The organism is Sphingobacterium sp. 40-24 (assembly GCF_001899705.1).
GTDB classification, from domain to species: domain Bacteria; phylum Bacteroidota; class Bacteroidia; order Sphingobacteriales; family Sphingobacteriaceae; genus Sphingobacterium; species Sphingobacterium multivorum.
The window spans coordinates 65,280-87,187 of sequence record NZ_MKWH01000008.1 but is presented as its reverse complement, the minus strand read 5'-3'; the positions used below and the strand labels follow the sequence as shown (position 1 = coordinate 87,187).

The 21,908-nt window shown below is 39.4% G+C and carries 15 protein-coding genes and 1 pseudogene; 4 read left to right on the top strand and 12 right to left on the bottom strand.

What is annotated here, in order from left to right:
* Window positions 1-5 precede the first annotated feature (5 nt).
* Both BGP15_RS02710 and BGP15_RS02705 read right to left on the bottom strand, forming a co-directional pair.
* Window positions 6-1,007 (bottom strand): lysylphosphatidylglycerol synthase transmembrane domain-containing protein, encoded by a 1,002-nt coding sequence (locus tag BGP15_RS02710; RefSeq protein WP_286768620.1) that lies wholly within the window; start codon window positions 1,005-1,007, stop codon window positions 6-8.
* Window positions 995-2,170 (bottom strand): glycosyltransferase family 4 protein, encoded by a 1,176-nt coding sequence (locus BGP15_RS02705; RefSeq protein WP_286753808.1) that lies wholly within the window; start codon window positions 2,168-2,170, stop codon window positions 995-997. The genes BGP15_RS02710 and BGP15_RS02705 overlap by 13 nt, the downstream gene beginning before the upstream one ends.
* Window positions 2,171-2,316: 146 nt before the next feature.
* Between BGP15_RS02705 and BGP15_RS02700 the strand changes: the two genes are divergently transcribed.
* Window positions 2,317-3,360, top strand: a complete 1,044-nt coding sequence (locus BGP15_RS02700; protein WP_115045734.1) for an endonuclease/exonuclease/phosphatase family protein — start codon at window positions 2,317-2,319, stop codon at window positions 3,358-3,360.
* A gap of 134 nt (window positions 3,361-3,494) precedes the next feature.
* Here the strand turns inward: BGP15_RS02700 and BGP15_RS02695 are convergent, their stop codons facing one another.
* Window positions 3,495-5,120, bottom strand: a complete 1,626-nt coding sequence (locus tag BGP15_RS02695; protein ID WP_070565495.1) for an ABC-F family ATP-binding cassette domain-containing protein — start codon at window positions 5,118-5,120, stop codon at window positions 3,495-3,497.
* 271 nt (window positions 5,121-5,391) lie between these two features.
* Between BGP15_RS02695 and BGP15_RS02690 the strand changes: the two genes are divergently transcribed.
* The 3 genes from BGP15_RS02690 (at window position 5,392) to BGP15_RS02680 (ending at window position 9,446) form a co-directional block, all read left to right on the top strand.
* Window positions 5,392-6,372 carry a hypothetical protein gene (locus BGP15_RS02690; RefSeq protein ID WP_115045738.1) on the top strand — a complete coding sequence of 327 codons (981 nt, stop codon included), beginning with the start codon at window positions 5,392-5,394 and terminating at the stop codon, window positions 6,370-6,372.
* A gap of 516 nt (window positions 6,373-6,888) precedes the next feature.
* On the top strand, window positions 6,889-8,076 hold the full coding sequence (gene nhaA, locus BGP15_RS02685) for a Na+/H+ antiporter NhaA (protein ID WP_070565493.1): 1,188 nt from the start codon (window positions 6,889-6,891) through the stop codon (window positions 8,074-8,076).
* A gap of 143 nt (window positions 8,077-8,219) precedes the next feature.
* Window positions 8,220-9,446 (top strand): DEAD/DEAH box helicase, encoded by a 1,227-nt coding sequence (locus tag BGP15_RS02680; RefSeq protein ID WP_046674542.1) that lies wholly within the window; start codon window positions 8,220-8,222, stop codon window positions 9,444-9,446.
* Between the two features lie 72 nt (window positions 9,447-9,518).
* Here BGP15_RS02680 and BGP15_RS02675 read toward each other — a convergent pair whose 3' ends face one another.
* The 9 genes and pseudogenes from BGP15_RS02675 to BGP15_RS02635 form a co-directional block, all read right to left on the bottom strand.
* Entirely contained in the window at window positions 9,519-9,884 is a 366-nt protein-coding gene (locus BGP15_RS02675) for a VOC family protein (RefSeq protein WP_046674543.1), read from the bottom strand.
* A 234-nt stretch (window positions 9,885-10,118) separates the two neighbouring features.
* Window positions 10,119-10,988 (bottom strand): DMT family transporter, encoded by an 870-nt coding sequence (locus BGP15_RS02670; protein WP_286768619.1) that lies wholly within the window; start codon window positions 10,986-10,988, stop codon window positions 10,119-10,121.
* Between the two features lie 305 nt (window positions 10,989-11,293).
* Window positions 11,294-12,730, bottom strand: coding sequence for an efflux transporter outer membrane subunit (locus BGP15_RS02665; RefSeq protein WP_286768618.1), 1,437 nt, complete (start codon window positions 12,728-12,730; stop codon window positions 11,294-11,296).
* A gap of 1 nt (window position 12,731) precedes the next feature.
* Window positions 12,732-15,893 carry an efflux RND transporter permease subunit gene (locus BGP15_RS02660; RefSeq protein ID WP_115045748.1) on the bottom strand — a complete coding sequence of 1,054 codons (3,162 nt, stop codon included), beginning with the start codon at window positions 15,891-15,893 and terminating at the stop codon, window positions 12,732-12,734.
* Window positions 15,894-16,077: 184 nt separating this feature from the next.
* A pseudogene (locus BGP15_RS02655) lies at window positions 16,078-17,181 on the bottom strand (efflux RND transporter periplasmic adaptor subunit).
* Window positions 17,182-17,436: 255 nt separating this feature from the next.
* A complete protein-coding gene (locus BGP15_RS02650; RefSeq protein WP_115045752.1) occupies window positions 17,437-18,198 on the bottom strand; it encodes a LytR/AlgR family response regulator transcription factor in 762 nt (253 codons plus the stop codon).
* Entirely contained in the window at window positions 18,198-19,301 is a 1,104-nt protein-coding gene (locus BGP15_RS02645; protein ID WP_070565481.1) for a sensor histidine kinase, read from the bottom strand. The genes BGP15_RS02650 and BGP15_RS02645 overlap by 1 nt, the downstream gene beginning before the upstream one ends.
* A gap of 384 nt (window positions 19,302-19,685) precedes the next feature.
* Window positions 19,686-20,168, bottom strand: coding sequence for a DUF4822 domain-containing protein (locus tag BGP15_RS02640; RefSeq protein ID WP_286768617.1), 483 nt, complete (start codon window positions 20,166-20,168; stop codon window positions 19,686-19,688).
* Window positions 20,169-20,458: 290 nt separating this feature from the next.
* Window positions 20,459-21,886, bottom strand: coding sequence for an efflux transporter outer membrane subunit (locus tag BGP15_RS02635; RefSeq protein ID WP_286768616.1), 1,428 nt, complete (start codon window positions 21,884-21,886; stop codon window positions 20,459-20,461).
* Window positions 21,887-21,908 lie beyond the last annotated feature (22 nt).

Sequence of the window (21,908 nt, the reverse complement as noted above, 5' to 3'; positions counted from 1 at the left end):
CTATTTCAGATGGATACATGTACTGGTTTCCTTTTGATGCATAGATAAAATATAAAACCCAGTGCTACCCAGGTGAGCTGTCGGCCGCGACGTAATAATGAAGCACTGAGCCAAATACTACCTCCTGTAATACCGATCATATGGAGTAGGAGCTTATTGGCGATTTCTTCAATACCCAGTTGTCCTGGAATAAAAGCACCGATGCTTTTTAGCACAATGACGCTCATATCTACTATTAAACCATGTATTGGTTGTACTGAAACACCCAAAAATTTTAGAATATAATAGAATTCAAGGCTGCCAATAATCCAATGTAGTGCAAAAAGTAAGTAAGAATACCAAAAAACCTTATTTTGATGTTTATAAAAGTCTTTTACACTCCAAAGGAGTGACTGAACATGCGCTTGTGCTTTTCCAAAAGGTGTTGCTGTTGAAGCCTTGGTTTGTGAGGGACTTTTTGCAGCTATTAACCAGTAAAGTATCAAGATCATCAAAAGAAATAAGAACATACAGATCATATAAATTACTGGGCCTGCGTAGCGTATAATTTCATTTTTTAAAGGAGAAAATATCAACCAAATCATAGCAATCAAAAAGAGTGTCAATTGAGACAGTACGGCAGTAATACGGGATATTGCAACCGAATTCAATCCTTCTTTTAAAGGAATGTCATAACGGGTTATCAATTGTGCCTTTAATAAATCGCCACCGATAATGCTGGTGGGATTGAATAGTCCAACGGTTTCCCCGATTTGACGGACGGCAAAGAGTTCGAGCAGATTGACCTTCTTTTTTGCAGGGCCTAAACATATCCACCAAGCTAATGTACCTAAAAAATAGGCCGCGCAAGTTGTAAACAAAATAACGATGAAGCGATAACCAACAGAGAAGAGCTCTTTTTTCAACGCATTTAAATCGCTTTTCGCTAAAAAGATCGTGATGGACGCCAGAATCAAAAGTAAAAAAACACCTTTGATTAGTTGGCTTGGGTTTGTTAATTTGCCCATGCCAAATCGACTTCCTGTGTTTTGTCTATCAATAGTTCAATGTCATTAAAATAGCGTCCAGCTAGTCTATTCCAATCCAGTTGCCCAACATAGGATAGACCTTCAATGACGAGATTCCTTTTTAAGCTTGCGTCGGAGAGAATTTTTTTGAGGTAGTAAACATATCCAGCCGCATTTTCAGGTTGACACTTAAATCCATTTTTTCCGTGCTGAATCAAGGAGGCCGAGCCTCCGCCGTTGGCGATAACACAAGGAAGTCCGGATGCTAATGCTTCGACGACGACGTTTCCATACGTTTCTGAGACCGACGGAAAAACAAAGGCATCGGCCGAAGCATATAAAATTGCGAGCTCATCATGGCTTTTCTTTCCTAAGAAAATAGCTTTAGGCATCTCTTGCATCGCAATTATTTTGGCTGTTCCTTCACCGACAACAATGAAATTATAGTCGAGGTTTTGGGCATGTATCTGTTGATAAATTTCAATAAGCGTTTTAATATTTTTTTCCCAGACGATACGACTGACAAAAAGGATTGTTGGTTTGTCATTCTTTGTGATGGTCTGCAGTTGAGATAGATTCTTTTTTTGGGGGTTAAACAGAGCTGTGTCTATTCCTCTTTGCCACAGTTTTAATCCTTCTTGTTGTAAGCCGATCTGCTGTAATTCATTTAGAATGGATTTGGTCGGTACATAGACAATATCACATTTGTTGTAAAAGTTATTCATTGCTTTTTTCATCCATTGTTCAGTCGGTTTGACTAAGGGTAATATGTTTTTGAAATAATAGGCAATGTATGAAATGAAGTGTGTATGATAGATTGTAAGGACAGGAATACCTTTCCGTTTGGCATAATTCAATGCAAAAAAACCTAAAAGGGAAGGAGTTGCAATATGGATCATGTCGGGAGCAAATTTATCTAAAGCGAGCTCAAGTTTCTTTTTAATAAGCTGTGGAATAGCGAGACAATAATCGTCATTGACCGGTATTTTGAATGTGGGAACCTTGTAAGAATGGAAATTTCGAAATTGCGTAGGGCCGCCGCCATAAATAAAGAAATAGTTGAATTTCTGCTGGTCTATACGGTTTATCAGCTGAAACATTGTCCGTGATGCACCGTCAAAATCCTCGACGAGTATCTCTGTAAAGAAGGCTACCTTTCTCATGTTATTCTTATTAGGGGTTGTATAAAAATAGTTGAAAGCTGTAACCCCTATGCTATGCAGGTATTAACCTTTTGTCATTATAGTGTTTATAAATTATTAGTTTTTAATGATTTGTGCATGATTATTAAAAGTAGAATTAATTGAATATGATAATAGAGCTAATGTTGGTGGAGTACCTTTGGAGTGAACAAAATATTCAGTCCATGCTATTAGATCTATTGTTCGAAAAAAAAATTAGACCCAAGGGTTTTCGAAAGATTGTCATCTTATTTATTTGTGCGTCTGCCGGTGTTATGTTGGGTTTTAAGTTGAAGCCAAAACAACAGCCGAAGTTTAGTAATTCGGTGTATGCAGCTATGCCGGAGGCGACATACGGAAAGCTAAATTTGTTAACATACAATATAGCTGGCCTTCCTGAATTGATTTCCAGTGCTGTAACCGAGCGGTCTTCCAGTATTACGTCGATCGGCAATCGGATCAATGCGTTTGATATTGTCAATGTACAGGAGGACTTTAACTACAACAAGTTTCTTTACAGCGAAAATAAGCATAGCTACCGAACGGCAAATATGGGTGGAGTACCTTTTGGGGACGGGCTGAGTACACTTTCAAAATATCCGATCGTAGAGTTTGAGCGAATAAGCTGGACCGATTGCAATGGTGCAGATTGTCTGACGCCTAAAGGCTTTTCTTATGCTCGAATTCAATTGGCCAAGGCAGTATTTATTGATGTTTATAATGTACATGCTACAGCGCAGGATGATCAGAATGCAACGATTGCCCGGCAGAAGAATATAAATCAGCTAAAAGCCTATATCAAAAAGTATTCGGCTGGCAGACCACTTTTGATTATGGGTGACTTTAATGCACATTATGCTTACGAGCTGGATAACATCGGTTCTTTTCAGAAGGACTTAGGTTTGGTAGATGCATGGGTAAGTTTACGCAACAAAGGTGATATTCCTGCGCATCAAGCGAACTTTGAAGCGAAAACGGCGTTGGAGTTAACAGAGGATTGTGAAGGTATTGATAAAATCTACTATCGCAACGATCATCATTTGCTATTTGAGGCAAAGAATTATCAGGTTCAAAAAAAGCTTTTTCAAAACGAAAAGGGCCAAGATTTATCCGATCATTGTGCAGTGTCCTTACAATTAGGCTGGCGTATTGTCAAACCGTCGGTTCAGTAAAATAAAAACTTTCTCAATTCTTTCATATCAATCGCGATTAGCACTGAACCCCTCAGTGCTTTTTTAATGGACATCAAAAAAGCCCCATAAAATGAATTATGGAGCCTTTATTAAATTGGGATAAATTATCTTATTTATTTATACATTTCTTCACGTTGTGCTTTCACTACATCGCTATTAATGTATTCATCGTAAGTCATCAATTTGTCGATGATACCTTTCGGCGTCAATTCGATGATTCTATTGGCAACAGTTTCAGTCAATTCGTGGTCACGGGATGTGAACAACATGGATCCTTTAAAATCAGACATTCCATTGTTCAATGCAGTGATAGATTCCAAGTCCAAGTGATTGGTTGGTTCATCGAAGATCAGGAAGTTGGCACCTTGAAGCATCATACGGGAGAACATACAGCGCATTTTTTCTCCTCCCGAAAGCACAGATACTTTCTTCATAACCTCTTCACCGGAAAATAACATTTTCCCCAAAAATCCCCGTATAAACTGTTCATCTGCTTCTGGGTTAGTTGTATATTCTCTCAACCAATCAACCAAATTATCACTTTTTCCTTCAAAGAACGCGGCATTTTCAATCGGCATATCGGCAGGAGTGATGGTAACGCCCCATTTGAATTCGCCGCCGAAATCGGTGTCTCTACCAGTGATAATATCGTAAAATGCTGTGGTAACCAATGAATTTGGACCTAGAACAGCGATTTTATCGCCTTTATTAATCATAAACGTGATATCCTTAAAGAATACCTCGCCATTGACCGTTTTGCTTAATCCTTCAACTTGTAGCGTTTGATCTCCTGGTTCACGATTCATGGTATTGAACATGATGGCAGGATATTTACGGTTGGATGGTTTAATCTCGTCAATATTGATCTTATCCAAGGCTTTTTTACGAGACGTAGCCTGTTTGGATTTGGAAGCATTGGCAGAGAACCGACGGATAAATTCCTGGAGTTCTTTTACTTTATCTTCCATCTTCTTGTTTTGATCAGAACGTTGCTTTAACGCTAATTGAGAAGATTCGTACCAGAATGAGTAGTTACCCGTATAGATTGTCATCTTACCAAAATCAATATCCACTGTATGCGTACATACAGCATCCAAGAAGTGACGGTCGTGGGATACAACGAGGACGATTGCTTCGTAACTCGCTAAAAAATCCTCTAACCATGCAATGGTATTAATATCCAAATCATTGGTAGGCTCATCGAGAATCAAAATATCGGGTTTACCGAATAATGCTTGCGCTAAAAGTACGCGCACTTTTTGGTTACCGTCGATTTCAGAAACCAACTTATAATGTAGTTCTTCTTTAATACCCAAACTGCTCAATAAAGTTGCGGCATTTGATTCGGCATTCCATCCATCCATTTCAGCAAAAAGACTTTCCAATTCGCCGGCACGTTCGCCGTCGGCATCAGAGAAATCCTCTTTCATGTAAATGGCATCTTTCTCTTTCATGATTTTGTAAAGCTCTTGGTTACCCATCATGACAGTTTCAAGAACAGTAAACTCGTCGAAAGCATAGTGATCCTGACTTAAAACAGACATGCGTTCGCCTGGCGTGAATGCCACTGAACCTGTCGAAGGATCAACTTCCCCTGAGATAATTTTTAAGAAAGTAGATTTACCTGCTCCATTAGCGCCAATAATACCGTAACAGTTTCCAGGTGTGAATTTTAGATTGACATCTTCGAATAGTACACGTTTACCAAAACGAAGGGAGAGATTTGACACATTAATCATGCAGCAAAGATACGTTTTAATATTGTATTTTTAACTATTTACGGTGATCAGTTTCAGGAGAAATTGCGGAGAGTAATGTTGGGGAAATCAACTGTTTTTAGCTTCTTTTGAAAACCTGTATGGTCTGAAATTTCAAAGGATGAAGAGGATCTTGAAATGACGTGTGAAATCCGGCAATGTGTGCAAACAAGGAATTAATAAATTATAAATATTGTGTTGGTGATTTAAATTGGCTTCTTTTTTGTGGACAAGAGCTGAAATGAAATCAATTATGAAAAGAAATAGAATAACCGGTGTCGTTATACTTACAGTTGCTTTTTTATTTAATATCCAAGGAGCCTCGGCTCAATTTGGAGGGCTATTGGATAAGGCAAGCAAAGCCGTTGCTTCCAAGGGAAGCAAAATGTTGGGTTTGGATAAACTGCTAAAGGAACCAGAAGCGATTAGTACAAGTTTTGAAGATGTAAATAGGAAGGGGGAGCAAATGCCCGATTTTCAAAATACGGCTGTTTATAAACCTTTAGAAAATTTGCAAAAGAATGGCAATGATGGTTACTTATTGGAGGCTGGACATTTTGAAATGACCAATAAGAGCTATTGCTTGAAAGCAGGTACTTATGCGCCTTCGAAAGGTGATGGATATATGTATGCACCTACATTGGGCAAGAAGAGAGAAGTAGTCATTGCAATTTTGAAAAGTGCTGAAAAGCACCCGGAAGTTGCACAATCTGACATACAGATGCTATTGTGGACGATCATAGCGAAGACAAAATTTATTGATTATTCGGGTCCGGTGAAAGAGACAGCCTTAAAATTGCTTACAGCTGAACAAATTTTGCATTTGGAAGGTGGTGCGCTCGGCGTTTTGCCATTCGATGTTGTCCAAAAGGCAAAAGACCAAATGCCTCCTGCAGTACAGACAATCTTTGAAGCGGAAAATAATATTCGGCAGCTCGTTTCCTCAGGAAACTATTCGTACGCTGATTTTGAACAATATGCAATCTTAGCTGGTATGGCTGAACCTCGTACGGACGTGCCAAGTGGTATTTGGACGCTTCACCCCGATGGTTATTATGTTCGCTATTTTCCAAGTGGTTATGCGATTACCAAAGTTCAGGTGTATGTCCCTCAAGAGTTGATTACAAAATTGAATGGCAAGAAGCTTGTATACGATGCAACAGACGATATTGCATGTCCGGCAAATACGGGATCGCAACGATTAGCACAAACGAATGAACCGATTCGGGATTAAGATGTGAGGCATTGAAAGGTCGATAGGAAAGAGAAGGGTATAAAGAGGAAATTTAATGAATAAGGGAGATCTACTGATCTCCCTTATTCATTAAATTTCCTCTTTTGCCTCCTGTATAATATATAAACAATGACAATAATAGCGATGATTGCTAAAATAATGTAATGGGAACCTGAATGTTGGGTTTTATCCTCTGTCGTCTGCGCATATGTAAAATTTGCCACGAAAAGAAGTACCATGAAAATCCACTTCTTGCACATAATAAACGGTTTATTAACTATAGTAGCAAGCTAAGTATTTTTTGCAACAAAGCCAAATTATTTCATTAAAAAATGACAAAGCTTTTTATAAAAATTTAATGTATAATGTCTGTTTCTCCCATTTGATTTGTTAGGTTCGAAAAATAAAAGGGTAGCTACATTGGATATAGCCCGGGATATCGTCGCTTGAATTCGGTAAATGGTCCTAAAAATCGTATCTTGTGAACCTTTGTAAGCGTTTTTAGATATTCAAATCATGTCAAAACTTATCAATTTAACTGTCTTTAGAGAATTCTTAAAATCCAGCTTTGCAGGTGGAATTATACTTTTTTCCTGTGTTATTCTAGCATTGATCGTTGCAAATACACCTTTGTATGCCAGTGTAATGGAATTCCTGAACAAGGAAGTAGGCTTTGAGAGCGATCATGTTCATTTAAAATATTCGTGGTTATTGTGGCTCAACGATGGTTTGATGGCTATTTTCTTTTTACTGGTGGGGCTCGAGATAAAACGTGAAATTGTAGAGGGTGAACTCTCATCGCCAAGTAAAGCAATCCTGCCCATTTTGGCTGCGGTTGGTGGGGCACTTTTGCCAGCCATCATTTATTTTGTATTAAATCAGGGAACCAATACGGCAAACGGCTGGGGTATCCCTATGGCGACGGATATTGCATTTGCTTTAGCTGTTATCACGCTTCTGGGAAATAAGGTTCCTGCCAGTCTTAAAATCTTTTTGGCTGCTCTGGCCATTGTTGATGACTTACTTGCCATTTTGGTCATTGCGATCTTTTATAGCAATGGTATTCATGCGACCTATTTATTTATTGCTTTAGGCATCTTTCTGTTTTTGATCGTGTTGAATAAACTGGGCGTTAAAGCGATATGGGCTTACCTTATTCCGGGTCTATTTATTTGGTACTTTGTTCACCACTCGGGAATTCATGCAACAATAGCTGGCGTGTTGGTGGCTATGACGTTACCAACAACACCGGATGCGGAAGAATCTCCCCTGGAAAAATTGGAGCATCTATTGACCAAACCCGTCAATTTTATTATCATTCCGCTGTTTGCATTTGCGAATACGCTTATTCCAATCCATGGGGAAATGATTGGTGGTTTGACTTCAAAATTGGGGATTGGTATTATCTTTGGTCTTATCGCTGGTAAATCAATTGGTATATTTTTGATCTGTTATATTGCGAAGAAGTTGAAGATTGCGCAATTACCGGAAGGGGCTGGCTGGAAACAGATTTTTGGAGTAGGCTTATTGGGGGGAATCGGTTTCACGATGTCGATCTTCATCTCGATACTGTCTTTTGATGATAGCATGCTGATTGAAGAGGCCAAGTTCGCGGTTCTGATCGCTTCTTTATGTGCCGGCCTGCTAGGCTACGTCGTTTTGAGCGCTGTGTCAGCTGCAAAGAAAACAGGGGTTATTGATTAGATTTTGAATAGATAGCAGTCGAAGGTTAAAGATTAATCCTATTTGGGCATCTATTTGAAAGCGGATAACGAGCTATAGGTATTAATTTTAGACTTTTATGAATTAGATTTAGTAATTTAGGGCACAACAATAAAAACAATACGTTGAGATTTGATGAATTTGGCTTTGTTCCGGCTTTGGAAGAAGGTTTAGAAAGTATGATGTTTGAGGAGGCTACGCCGATCCAAGAACAGACCATCCCGATTATTAAAGAGGGAAAAGATATGATTGCCTGTGCACAGACAGGTACAGGTAAAACAGCAGCTTATATGTTGCCGATCCTCGATGCAATAGCACGGAATTCAAGGGAATCTATCCTCGCTATTATCCTTGTTCCGACCCGGGAACTTGCTATGCAAATTGACCAGCAGATTATGGGCATGTCTTATTATACGGGTGCAACATCCATAGCCATTTATGGTGGTGGTGATGGTATGGGGTATGAACAGCAAAAACGGGCCATACGAGAGGGGGTAAATATTATTGTTGCTACTCCGGGAAGGTTGATAAGCCATCTTACCTCCATGAAGATTGATCTCTCTCATTTAAAGCACTTTGTTTTGGATGAAGCCGATAGTATGCTGGATATGGGATTTCAAGACGATATTTTACGTATTGTAAGTTATCTACCGAAGAAAAAGCAGATGCTTTTGTTTTCGGCGACGATGCCGATGAAGATCAGATCTTTTGCCCGAAAAATTCTGCAAGAGCCTGTGGAAGTTAATATTGCCATTTCTAAACCTTCGGAAGGGATAGATCAACGTGTATATCTTGCGTATGATCAACAGAAAATGGAGCTTCTGAAGAATATACTGAAGGATCCGAACTATGTATCTGTTATTATTTTTGCGTCCCAAAAAACTACGGTCAAACTTCTCGCTCAGGAATTACAGAAGCAGGGGATTGATGCGGAGGGTTTCCATTCGGATCTCGAGCAGTCGAAACGGGAAGATATCATGGCTAGATTCCGGTCTCGTCAGGTACGGGTATTGGTAGGGACAGATGTGATATCTCGCGGTATCGATGTGGTGGGGATCAGTTTGGTCGTTAATTACGATGTTCCACCGGATCCGGAAGACTACGTACACCGTATTGGACGTACGGCACGGGCAGCAACTACAGGAACAGCCATTACCTTTGTCAATGAGAAAGACCAAAACCGTTTCGCTCAGATCGAGAATTTAATAGGTTATCCGATTGAACAACTTCCATTGCCAGAGGGGTTTGAAGCGGGACCTACTTACAATCCTGCCAAAAAGAATCCACAGCATAAGAAGAAGCGTTTCAATAGGAATAAAAATAAAAACTATCAGAAAGCTAAAAGAGCCTGATTTTAAAATACAAAGCCCCCATATGAGAAAAATATGGGGGCTTTGTATTTGAGTATATATTGTATTTAACTTTTATTCAACAGTCCATACGGCCAATTCATATCCATCAGGATCCTGGAACTGAAATCTTTTTCCTCCGGGAAAGCTAAAAATATCTTTTAATATGGTCCCGCCAGCACGGATAACCTGATCACGCGTAGCCTGTAGATCGTCGGCATAGATAACGACGAGAATACTGCCATTTCTGGGGTCACCAAGTGTAAAACCACCATCAACATATTTTCCGCCAAAAGCCGTATATGCTGGTCCGTAATCCGTAAACTCCCAACCGAAACTCGTTGAGTAGAATGCTTTGGCACGTTCAAGGTCGCTTGATACAAACTCAAGGTATTGGATCTGCTGGTTGACAAATTTGTTTTCTGTACTGCTATTGCTCATAACGGAACTATCTATTTAATGTATATATAATAAATTGCTTGACCGGTTGTGCCGGTTTTGGAATTAAAACCCGAATCGTTTCATAAATATAATGCTTTGTTGAAAATGACACACATTTTTCTTTTCAACATGTTTTTTCGGGGCTACCTGTTTATCGGGGCTACCTGCTTGGCACAAGGAGGAAACAATATTCATTTCCCAATCTTCGTTGGACTGGGAAATGAATGGAGGTTGTTAAGCGCTCTTTTTACTGCTGATCCAATACTGCAATAACATAGATGAAACAACCAAAAGCAGTCCAACATAGAAGGATAGGTTTAATTCTCTTGCTTCATTAAGAAGTAAAAATGCAATCAAAATAGCATATACTGGCTCAAGATTTAAGCTTAAGTTCAATGTAAATGCTGATATCTTCTTTAAGATTTCTGTAAATGCGAGATAGACTCCCACAGTGCAACATAAAGATAGGATGATCAGATAGAAAATATCCAGGGCATTGGGAATGAAAGTGCTGATTGGATAGTGCTGAATGTAAAAAGGAAGTAGACATGCCAGCCCTATTGTTCCACCGATCATTTGATAATAATTAATGCATATTGCATTGTACTTTTTGGTCAATTTTTCATTGTGAACCGCATAGAGTGAGGCAAAAGCCGGAGAAATTATCCCTAAGACTATGCCAAGCTGGTGTGAGGTATCGAAGTGAAATATCAGTGCTATCCCACACAACGTAAGTCCACTCAACAGAAGTTCAGACAATCTAAATTTCGTTTTATTGATCATCGGTGCAAAAATAGCGGTAAAAAAACTTGCCATACAGTAGCAGATCACGCCGATGGAAATGTTTGAATATTTGATGCTAGCATAGAATAATAGCCAGGATGCTGTCAATAGTAGCCCATTTTTTGCAATATGCAGTTTCTCTTTGAAAGTAAAATCTGTAGGTATTTTATACCATTTTAGAATAAAAAATAGGATAACGGCAGCTAAAAATACACGGTACCATGTGAGTATCCCCTCGTTGAGTGAAATCACTTTTCCAAATACGCCAGATAGTCCCAGGCACAGCACAGCAAGGTGCAGCATGAAATATGAATGTTTCATAAGAAATTGTCTTCCAGTTCCGTCCAATAAGGACGAAAGAAGTTAAATAATAAAATTGATAGAAAATAAGAAGCACAGCAAATCGGTCCATTTCTGGTATTGGGCTTCAGTAATATCGGGAAAAAATATTACGCTACTGGAGGAGGAAGACAACTCGTTCTATTCATCATATTTGTATTTACCCGAAGATAGGGAATTTTGGGCGCAGCTGCAAAAAAGTAATGAAAAAGCCCCTAGGAAGTTTTTGCTTCTAGGGGCGTATATTTATTCAGTTGCCTTTATTTTGTGCTTTTTATTTTCTGCTTTTATGGCGTATTTGACGGTAAAGTATCCGTTCCGCCCCCCAGTGCACGGTAAAGATCTATGGCCGCATTGAGCTTTTCCCGTTTTACTGTAATACGTTCCAAATCATTTTGAAGTGCATTGTTTTGGGCAGTTATCACTTCCAAATAGTTTGCCATCCCACTTTTGTAAAGTAAGGCCGCATCAGCGGTGGCTTTGGCGAGGGCATTTGATTTGGCGTGGATAAGTCGCAGGCGCTGTTCTGTATGTTTGATTTTTGCCAAGGCATCAGAAACTTCCGAAACTGCGACCATAACCGACTGTTTAAACTGCAAAGCTATCTTTTCGCGTTCGATGACCGATATCTCATAGTTTGTTTTCAAGGCCCCTTTCTGAAAAATCGGTTGAGCAATATTCCCTGCTATTGTTTTCACAATAGAACCCGGTAGATCAAACCATTTGCTAAATTGAATGGAGTTTGTACCAATGGATGGAGTCAAGCTTATGGAGGGGTACATTGCTGCTTTAGCGAGTCCCATTCTGCTTGTCGCAGCCACAACAGCGTATTCAGCTGCTCTGACATCTGGTCTGCGGCTTAATAGTTCGGCCGGTACCCCTGCGGCAAGTCCGTCTCCAACAATCGTATCATCTAAACTTGCTGTACGTTGAATGCCCTCGGGGAAACCTCCGCAAAGAATGCTCAGTGCATTTTCTTCGACTGCCATATTTTGATGGGCTAGGGGAATTAATAATTCAGCAGTTTTCTTCTGAGCTTCGGCTTGCTCCACAGCAAGCGAACTGACCAGTGATGAGTTGTATTGCAAACGTATCATATTCAGTGTGCTATCGCTCAATTGAACATTTCTTTGTGCAATCTTAAGCTGTTCATCCAAAGCAATCAGATTGTAATATGACTGGATGACCTGTACAATAACCCGGGTTTTCAAAGCCGATAAATTTTCCTTTTGGCCAAAAAAATTGGCCAAGGATTCTTCTTTTTGCATTTTTACCTTTCCCCATATATCGGCTTCCCAAGACAATCTGAGCGTAGCACTATAATCGTCCATATGAGGCGTCCCGATAAATTGGTCACTTAGTGAGCCATTTAAAGAGTTGCTCGATAACCAGGTTCTATTCGCTCCAATACTTAAATCAGCTGTTGGTAGTAATCCTTTCTTAGACTGCTTGTACGCGAGTTCCAATTGTTGCATGTTCAGGAGTGCTACATTGACGTCCGTATTATTGGACAAAGCCTTTTCAATGAGTGATGTCAACAGGGGATCCTGTACAAAGTTACGCCAGGATAGCTGTAGCGTATCAGACGTCACGACAACCTCGCTGTTTTTGAAATTTTCGGGCATTGCTATCTCCTGACGGGTGTATTTTTTGCCCACGCTGCATGCGGACAACAACAGGGTAGTGCTTGCGAAAATTGTTATATAGTGATGAAATTTTTTCATTTTAATCGTTTGTATTGTGTACTGTATTGTCCGTAAGTTTTTTACCCGAAACTTTTTCTTGCAAATATTGGAACACCAGGTACAGTAATGGTATAATAATTACCCCAAGGATAACACCGCTTAACATACCCATTGCTGCTCCTGTACTGATGGAATGGTTACCTGTAGCCGTTCCGCCGGTCGCAAACATCAAGGGGACCATACCCGCAATGAAAGCCAATGAAGTCATCAAGATTGGGCGTAGACGAGCTCTTGCGCCTTCTAAAGCCGAATCAATGAGTGAGGAGCCTGCTCTTCTCCGCTGTAAAGCAAATTCAACAATCAAAATGGCATTTTTTGCCAAAAGACCGATGAGCATGATCAAGCCGACCTGGACGTAGATATTGTTGTCCAATCCAATAGCACGTGTTCCTAGGAAAGAGCCGATCATACCTGTTGGGATTGATAACAGGACGGCAAGAGGCAATAAATAACTTTCGTACTGTGCTGATAGTAAGAAATAGACAAATAGCAAGCTTAATGCTAAGATAAGTACGGTTTGATTGCCTGATGACTTCTCTTCCAAGCTAAGTCCCGTCCATTCGTAGCTGTAGTCTCCCGGTAACTTGGTCAATACATTTTTCTCCAATGTTTCCATGATCGCACCATTACTGATACCAGGCGTACTAACAACGTTTATCGTGAGCGAATTGTATAAATTATAACGGGTTACCGACTCAGGACCATACACTTTACGAAGTGTGACCAAGGTATTTACAGGGACCATTTGGCCAAGATTATTCTTGACAAATATTTCGTTGAATGCTTCTTTATCGGTTCTATAAATGCCATCAGCTTTAACTGCTATCCGATAGAATTTACCGAAACGATTGAAATTCAATGATTGGTCACCCGCAAAGTAAGTTTGAACGGACGAAAGCATTTCACTGACATCTACGCCAAGTTGGGCCGCTTTGTCTTCATCTACTTCTAACTCCATCTGTGGATAATCTGCTCTGAACATGGTATAGGCAAATTGCACTCCCGGTTGTTTCATAATCTGCGCAATAACGGAGTCGGACATTGCTTTGAGCTCTACCGGCGATTTACCAGCTCTGTCCTGCAAAACGAGTTCCGCGCCATTCATCATACCATAACCATCAACAGGAGGGGAGCGAAATGCCATTGCGTTACCTTCTTTGACACTGGATAATTTTTGTGAGATAACTTGGTGAATCTGATCAATATCGTTCATCTCACCACGTTTCTTTTTATCTTTCAAGCGTATAAATCCTGTCGCATAGGCTGCGCTGGAGTTGTTACCGATCATATTGAATCCAGTAATACTTGTATGGCTTTCAATCGAAGGGATATCGGCCAGTAGTTTTTCGATTTTTTCTACTGCTTTTGTTGTTCGGTCCAGTCCCGTTCCTGGGGGCATTTCCAAACTGTATACGACAAAGTTATCATCTTCCATTGGTACGAAACTTTTGGAAGTGCTTGTCATGAGGTACCCCGCAACGCCAATTGTAGCCAGGATCAAAAGTGACGAAATCCATTTTTTCTTTGCAAGGAATTTTAATGAACCAACGTATCGATTGGTCATGTTTTCGAAGCCTGCGTTAAACGCTTTGAAAAAACGCTGAGAAAACCCAGTTTTTGAGGTCTGTCCATCTTGATTTTCGGCGTGTGTATTTTTAAGTAATAATGCACATAGTGCAGGTGTCAGCGTCAAGGCATTGATCGCAGAGATCACAATGGCGATCACAAGAGTATAGGCAAACTGTTTATAAAACATGCCCGATGAACCTGTCATAAATCCAATAGGAATAAAAACTGCACACATCACCAAGGTAATGGAGATTACAGCTCCAGTGATTTCACTCATGGCACTATGGGTAGCCTGTTTACCTGTTAAATTGGAAGTCTCCATCTTTCCATGTACTGCTTCGACAACGACAATTGCATCATCGACAACAATACCAATGGCGAGTACGAGGGCAAATAACGTCAATATATTGATGGTAAAGCCAAATACGAGCAGGAAGAAGAAGGTACCTACGATAGCTACAGGGACTGCAATTGCTGGAATAATAGTCGATCGTATGTCTTGTAAGAATAAGAAGACAACGAGGAAAACCAAAATGAAGGCTTCAATTAATGTCGAGCGTACCTGGGCTGTACTTTCATCCAAGCGCTCCTTGGTACTGATCAATTTAAAAATCTTGATTCCAGGAGGAAATGAGCGTTGCGCTATTTCAATCTGTTTGTCGATTCCAATTTCAATTTCATTGGCGTTGGAGCCTGATGTCTGGAATATACCGATGGTGACGGTATTGAGACCGTTATTTTGGGAATTACCGCTATAGCTGATCGAGCCAAACTCAATACGTGCCACATCCTTTAAACGTACGATCTGGACATTATTGTTTTTAACGATAATGTTTTCATACTGCTCTGGAAGATTCTTTTTCCCCTTATAGCGTATAACATATTCAAGAGGTGCTTTTGATTCTTCACCTAATTTTCCAGGTGCAGATTCCAGACTTTGTTTGGAAATTGCAGCGATGACTTCTTGCGGCACAAGTCCATAACTTGCCATTTTTTGCGGATTCAACCATACACGCATCGAATAGTCTTTGGAACCAAATACCATCGCCTGACCGACCCCGGGAACACGCTTGATCTGTGGGATCAAGTTGATGTTCACATAATTCTGTAAAAATAGTTCATCATATTTTTTATTATCTTCTGTATAGATATTAAATATCATGATCATACTATTTTGTTGCTTGGAGGTTGTTAATCCCATCCGGACAACTTCCTGTGGCAAGATCGGAGTAGCCTGTTGTACTCTGTTTTGCACGTTGACGGCTGCTTGATCTGGGTTTACACCTGCTTTAAAGACAATGCGCACAGAGAATGTACCATCGTTACTTGCAGTCGATGTAATGTATTCCATGTCCTCCACACCATTGATTTGTTCTTCAAGGGGTGTAACAACTGATCTCAATACTGTTTCACTATTTCCTCCGGGATAGCTTCCGGTAACTTGGACCGTGGGCGGGGCGATATCCGGGAATCGCGTTTGGGGCAGCCTAAAAAGACCGATGACCCCCAGTATGACAAATATGATCGATATAACAGTTGCCAAAACTGGCCTGTCAATAAATTTCTTTAACATTTTAGTATAATTTTTATAAAGCTTTTAGTACCATTTTTTAAAAACGCATACGGAACGTAAAGGCGTGTTACCGCTCTTTGGACGTTGCAGCTTTTGCCATGATTGCTATTGCCTAGATTTCTCCCAAATATTTAAAAAGGAACTTTTTCAGCAGCTCTGCCGTTGCTATCTACGCTCCATCTGGTTACATGGTGGATTTTTTAGTCGGTTGAACTTGCATTCCATCGTTAAGCATGTCAATTCTATTCATAACGATTTTTTCACCAGCTGTAAGTCCTGATTTAAGTAAATAGGCGTTGGCGGTATTTCCCGCAATTTCAATCTGTTTCATGGAAATTTTGTTCTTTTCGCCAATAACATAAACGAAGTAGCGATCTTGAATATCCTTGACAGCCGCCATAGGTACCAACAATACGTTTTCGTGCGCTTTTTTCAAGATTACTTTGGCTGAACCACCCGAACGGAGAATTTTATCAGGGTTGGTGAAACTTGCTTTAAGTGCCATGCTTCCGGTTGTTCTGTCGATGTTACCACTGGCTAATTCTACTTTCCCCGAATGGTTGTATGCCGTTCCATCAGCTAGTAATAGCGTTGCTTGTTGATTGGATGATTTGTTATTCTGATCTTTGATAAAGGCTATAAAATCGGCCTCACTCAATTAAAAATACACATTTACGGTATTGATTTCAGATAGCGTTGTTAACGGTGTCGCATCTGCTGCGGTAATTAAATTTCCGATCCGATTAGGAATACGGCCGATATAACCACTCACTGGTGCATTGATCAACGTAAATTTGGCATTTATTTGAGATGAACCGAGTGCAGCTTGTGCTTGCGCTACCTGTGCTTTAGCTGCGGCATAATTGGCCTCTGCAGTTTTTAACTGTAATTCGGTATACACTTTACCTTCAACAAGTGGTTTGATTTTTTCAATCTCCAATTTCGCGTTTTGTTCTGCCGATAAAGCAGCTTGGTAAGCTGCCTTGCTGTTGTTTACTTGTTCGTTGTAGATATCAGCTTTTATTTTGAAAAGGGGTTGACCCTGGGATACATAGTCTCCTTCTTTGACATAAATCTGATCCAGATATCCCGTTACTTGCGCTTTGACATCGACGTTGACGGTCCCCTCTAATGTACCAGGATATTTTTTTTCGGTCTCCGCGTGGGTAGGAGATAATTCGATAAAGTCAACAGTAACTGCCTGCTCTTGCGGTTGATCTTGGTTGCCTCCACAGGACGATAATAATGCTGCTGCTGTAATAAGTGTAAGGAAAGGTTTTAAAGTCATCGTTCTTTGTGCCATTTTATCATTTTATAATGAAACAAAGAAAAGAATTCTTTTAAGCCATAAGGCAAAGAAATCTACCGAGACGTTACAATTGCTTACTGAAACGTCACAGTGGTGAGCTGAATTTTACGATATTAAATGGTACGATCCAATTGTGTTGAAGATATTGGGCTTATAGATTAACATCCCTTCTTCATCGCGAAAACTTACTTTACCTTTCTGACGAAAAAAGGAGCAAGGGGATCAGTTTTAACATTAATAGTCTAACCAATTTTTTAGCAGTTGAGCCTTTTCTCTGCTCACAAGGATTTCCACTTGATCGTTATTTTTAATTTCTATTTTTAGTTTTCCGTTGAAGTGGTTATGTAATCTTTTGATCGCATCTATATGTACAATGAATTGCCTGTTGGCGCGAAAAAATACTTTTGGATTCAATTGCTGTTCGAGTTCTTCCATTGTTTGAGGGACAATTTCGACAGTACCACATTTGAGTTGCGCATGGGTAAGTTTAAATTCGGAGTAAAAGTATAATATTTCTTCGACGAGAATGGTCTTATAACCGTCTTTGAATGGAATTAGAAAACGTGAGCGAAAATCTTTTGGATAGATAAAATCCAATAAACCTTGAAGCGGTTGTTGGTTGATCTGGAGATCTTTTTGATAGTCAAGTTTTTGGATGGCATTTCCCAGCTCTATTTTTTCTACAGGTTTGAGCAAATAATCTATGCTATTGAATTTAAAAGCCCTCACAGCGTATTCGTCAAATGCTGTTGTAAATATGATTGGGCAGTCTATTTTTATAGTCTCTAATATTTCAAAGCTTAAGCCATCGGATAAACGAATATCCATCATGACCAGGTGGGGAAGTTCATTGCTATTGAACCAATTGATGCTATCCGCAATATTATCAAGTACATCCAAAATAACGATGGATGGTTTTATTTCTTTCAAAAGTCGCTTTAAACGATCGGCATTGAGTTTTTCGTCCTCGATGATTAATACTTTGGTTATATTCATTATGCTTGCGCTAAAAGTGGGAGGATAACGTTAAATGTTTTGCCATCATTCTTTATTTGCAGTTTTAAGTTGGATAGCAAATCGTATCTTTTAATGATGTTTGAAATTCCGATTCCCGATGATTCGGATACATTCTCAATAGGAATTAATATATTTTCAACAACAAGTTGATTCTGGGCGTTGGTGTAGACTTTAATTTTCAGCGGTTTTCTCTTATTTGTCTGATTATGCTTTAATGCATTTTCTACCAATAACTGTAAGGTAAGAGGAGGTAATTGGCAATTGCGTTTGGCGGGATTGACGTTTATTTCGAAGTTTACCCCATCGCCAAATCGGTTTTTGATGAGAAATATGTATGAATTTAGAAAGTTGAGTTCTTCTTCGAGTGAGATAATGTCCTTTTTGGAATTGACAAGAAGGTAGCGATATATTTTGGAGAAGTTTTCTGCATATTCATAGCCTAATTGTTGGTCTTCGAGGATGATTTCTGACAGCACGCTTAGGTTATTAAAGACAAAATGGGGGTCGATCTGTAATTTTAACGATTGAAGTTCTGTTTCAAGAATGACCTGATCAAGCTTTGCAGCGCGCATGGATTCATTCTTCCAGTTGGTGATCAAATGACTACCAATATTGATCCCCATGATCATCAACGCAATCAATACACTGATTGTAATGTTTTGAATCATCCCCCTTTTTTCCTCCAAAGATGGGGCTATAGTAACATTTTGAGGTCCAAAATAATATTTTGAAATCAGGTACTCCAGAAGTAAATTGATAAAGAGTACTGCAAAAAGGTTGATGACGGTTTCAAGTAGAAGTCGCTCTGTCGGACTATCTTTCCAGGTTAAGAACTTATTAAGCTTGTCATGGACAATGATACTAAATTCGGAAATGATAAAGCTATAAATGATCGTAAATGTCCATTCACCGAGTATTTCAAACATATTCCGTTTAAAATAGCCATCCCAGCAACTCGAGAAAGGATCAATAATATAGGCAACGAGATAAATAAGCAGAAAGGACAGAAAGGTAAATATCAGCCTTTTTTTATTTGTACTAATTAGAGTCTTATCGTTTTTATAGATCGCTATATCCTGCATTCTTTTAACTTATCTGTATCGGTGAAATCTATGCAAATTTCGTAATTCCTTTTAGTATTGGACGACAAATTTCTGCTGAAGCGTATAAAGCCCTGACTGAAATATCAATTTGATGCACTCAGGCGTATATTGACGAAGGCTGATAGATGATCTAACCTTGGCCTATCAGTGTATAATTCATAATGAAATCCCTGTGATATTTTTTTAATATATTGTAAATCTTGTAGTTATCTTTTGTTTTATAATCATTTGATCTAATCGTGTCAAAGAGTGACTTTGAATATGGAATTCGTTTTTAGCGATAGACAGAAAGGCTTGACATCATTTCGTCAAGCCTTTCTGTTTTATTGTGGTTACTATTTTTTCGATGTGTTATCTAATAAATTATTTTGGCTCTTGATGAGTTGTTGGTGTATGGATGATATCGAAATAGATCGTTTTGTCATTAGCGTTTGGATAAACTCTATAAGTGAATTCTTTCTTTGTTAATACCGTAATATCAACCACACGAGTAAACAACGTTTCTCCAGCAGCATTTTTAGCAACAATTGTTCTCGTTTTACCATCTGCAGATACGGTCCAGTCGCCGTGCATTTTTGGAGAATTGTCAAGATTGAACATTGTAAAAGTACCATCAGATTTGAAATAAGCAAATCCTACAAAATTTGCCACGTTAGCATCTGTTAATACTACACTTTCACCTTTATTATTCTTTGCGTTTGTTGTTTCCCAAGGTGTACTGGCCAATATTTCGCTTGGTGTAAGCTGTGGCTCAACAACAGTTTCGTCATCTTTACTGCAGCTCATCGCTACTAATGTGCTTAAGGCGATACATACCGCTAATGCAATTTTTTTTAAATCTCTCATTTTATAAAATTTATATTATGAAACAAAAGTAATCGCATTGGTTCAGTTGCATTTGTCTCTTTTATTCCAAGGTTTGAAGGATTTATAAATTGAATGCGATCGGGTTGTTGAAGAAATTCTAAAAAATAGAAAAAGCTTATGTATTGCCTGATTTGAAGTTTGCTTTACAGGGCGTTATGTTAAAGGTGGTGTAAAAATGAACTTCGGATAAAAATAAAACAGGGGACCCTAAGGGCCCCCCATCTACCAGATATGTATAATAAAATTAGAAAATTGCTTTTTATACCGTATTAGTTATTGCTCCATCCACCTCCCAATGAGCGGTATAGATCAACAACAGCAGAAAGCTCCGCTTTTTTTACCTGAGCAAGTTCGAGCTCACTTTGTAAGATATTGCTTTGCGCTGTGATTACTTCCAAGTAGGTGGCCATTCCTGTTTCAAACAAAAGATTGGCATGCTTTGTCGCTTGCTTTAAACGCGTCGTTCTATCCGAAGTAATCTTTTGTTTTTCTTTCAATTTTTGAATTGAAATTAAAGCATCGGATACTTCCCCAGCGGCTGAAATTACTTTTTGCTTGAAGATCAATACATTCTTTTCTTGTTCGACACGCGCCAGCTCATATTGCGTTTTTAATTCCTTGCGTTGGAAAATAGGTTGTGTAATACTCCCTGTAATTGCACCAAATAATGACGCGGGCAAGTTGAACCAATTACTTGCTTTGAATGCGTTTACGCCAGCTTCGGCACTAATCATCAAGGAAGGATACATGCGCGCTTTTGCATACTGTTGATAGGCCTGTGAAGCTGTAACAGCTAGTTCGGCCTGTTTTACATCCGGACGGTGGCTCAACAAATCAGCTGGTATGCCAGTTGCTAGCTCTTCGGGGAACTGGATGTCTGTCAATTTCTCCGCTGTCTTAATCTCTTGTGGGAGTTTTCCGCTAAGAATCTGAATGGCATTTTCCTGAATAGTGATCTGCCGTTCAAAGTCAGGGATTAACGCCGCTGCGGACAATCGTTGCGCATCGACCTGTTCCAACGCAAGCAGCGTAATGTCACCAACTTCATATTGCTGTTGGACGATGCGTAAGGTTGTATCGCTTAATTGCAAGTTTTGTTTGGCAATATCACGCAATTGATATAGCATCAGCAGTTGATAGTAACCTTGTGCAACTTGTGCAATTAATTGGGTTTGAATTACTTTTTTAGCTTCTTCTGTCTGCAGATAGGAAGCTAAAGCAGCGATATTTTGATTTTTGATTTTACCCCATAGATCGGCCTCCCAGGATAAACCTAAGGATGCCGTATAATCCTCCACATGATGTTGGCCTAAAAACTGTCCAAGGCTCAATCCATTCATACTGTTATTGGATGGATTGGTGCTATTTCCCCTGATCTGTAGCTGGGCTGAGGGAAGATAGTTCGCTTTTGCTTGTTTCAGGCTCAGTTGAGACGCTTCTATGTTTTTCAGTGCTAGCTTCATATCTAAGTTATGTTGTATTGCACTGTCAATCAATGTCTGTAGGATTTGATCTTTAAAAAAATCACGCCATGGAATAGAGCCAATGCTAGTTTCCTGCGGAGCTTTAGCTTGGTCGCGGTACTGTTCGGGTAAGTTAGGGGCAAGGTGTTGATTGCTGACCAACTTATCTGTTTTACAGGACCATGCGACAAAAGATAAGATGAAAACCGTCAGTAACTTTGCTTTACTATTCATATATTTAAATTTTGTCATGATA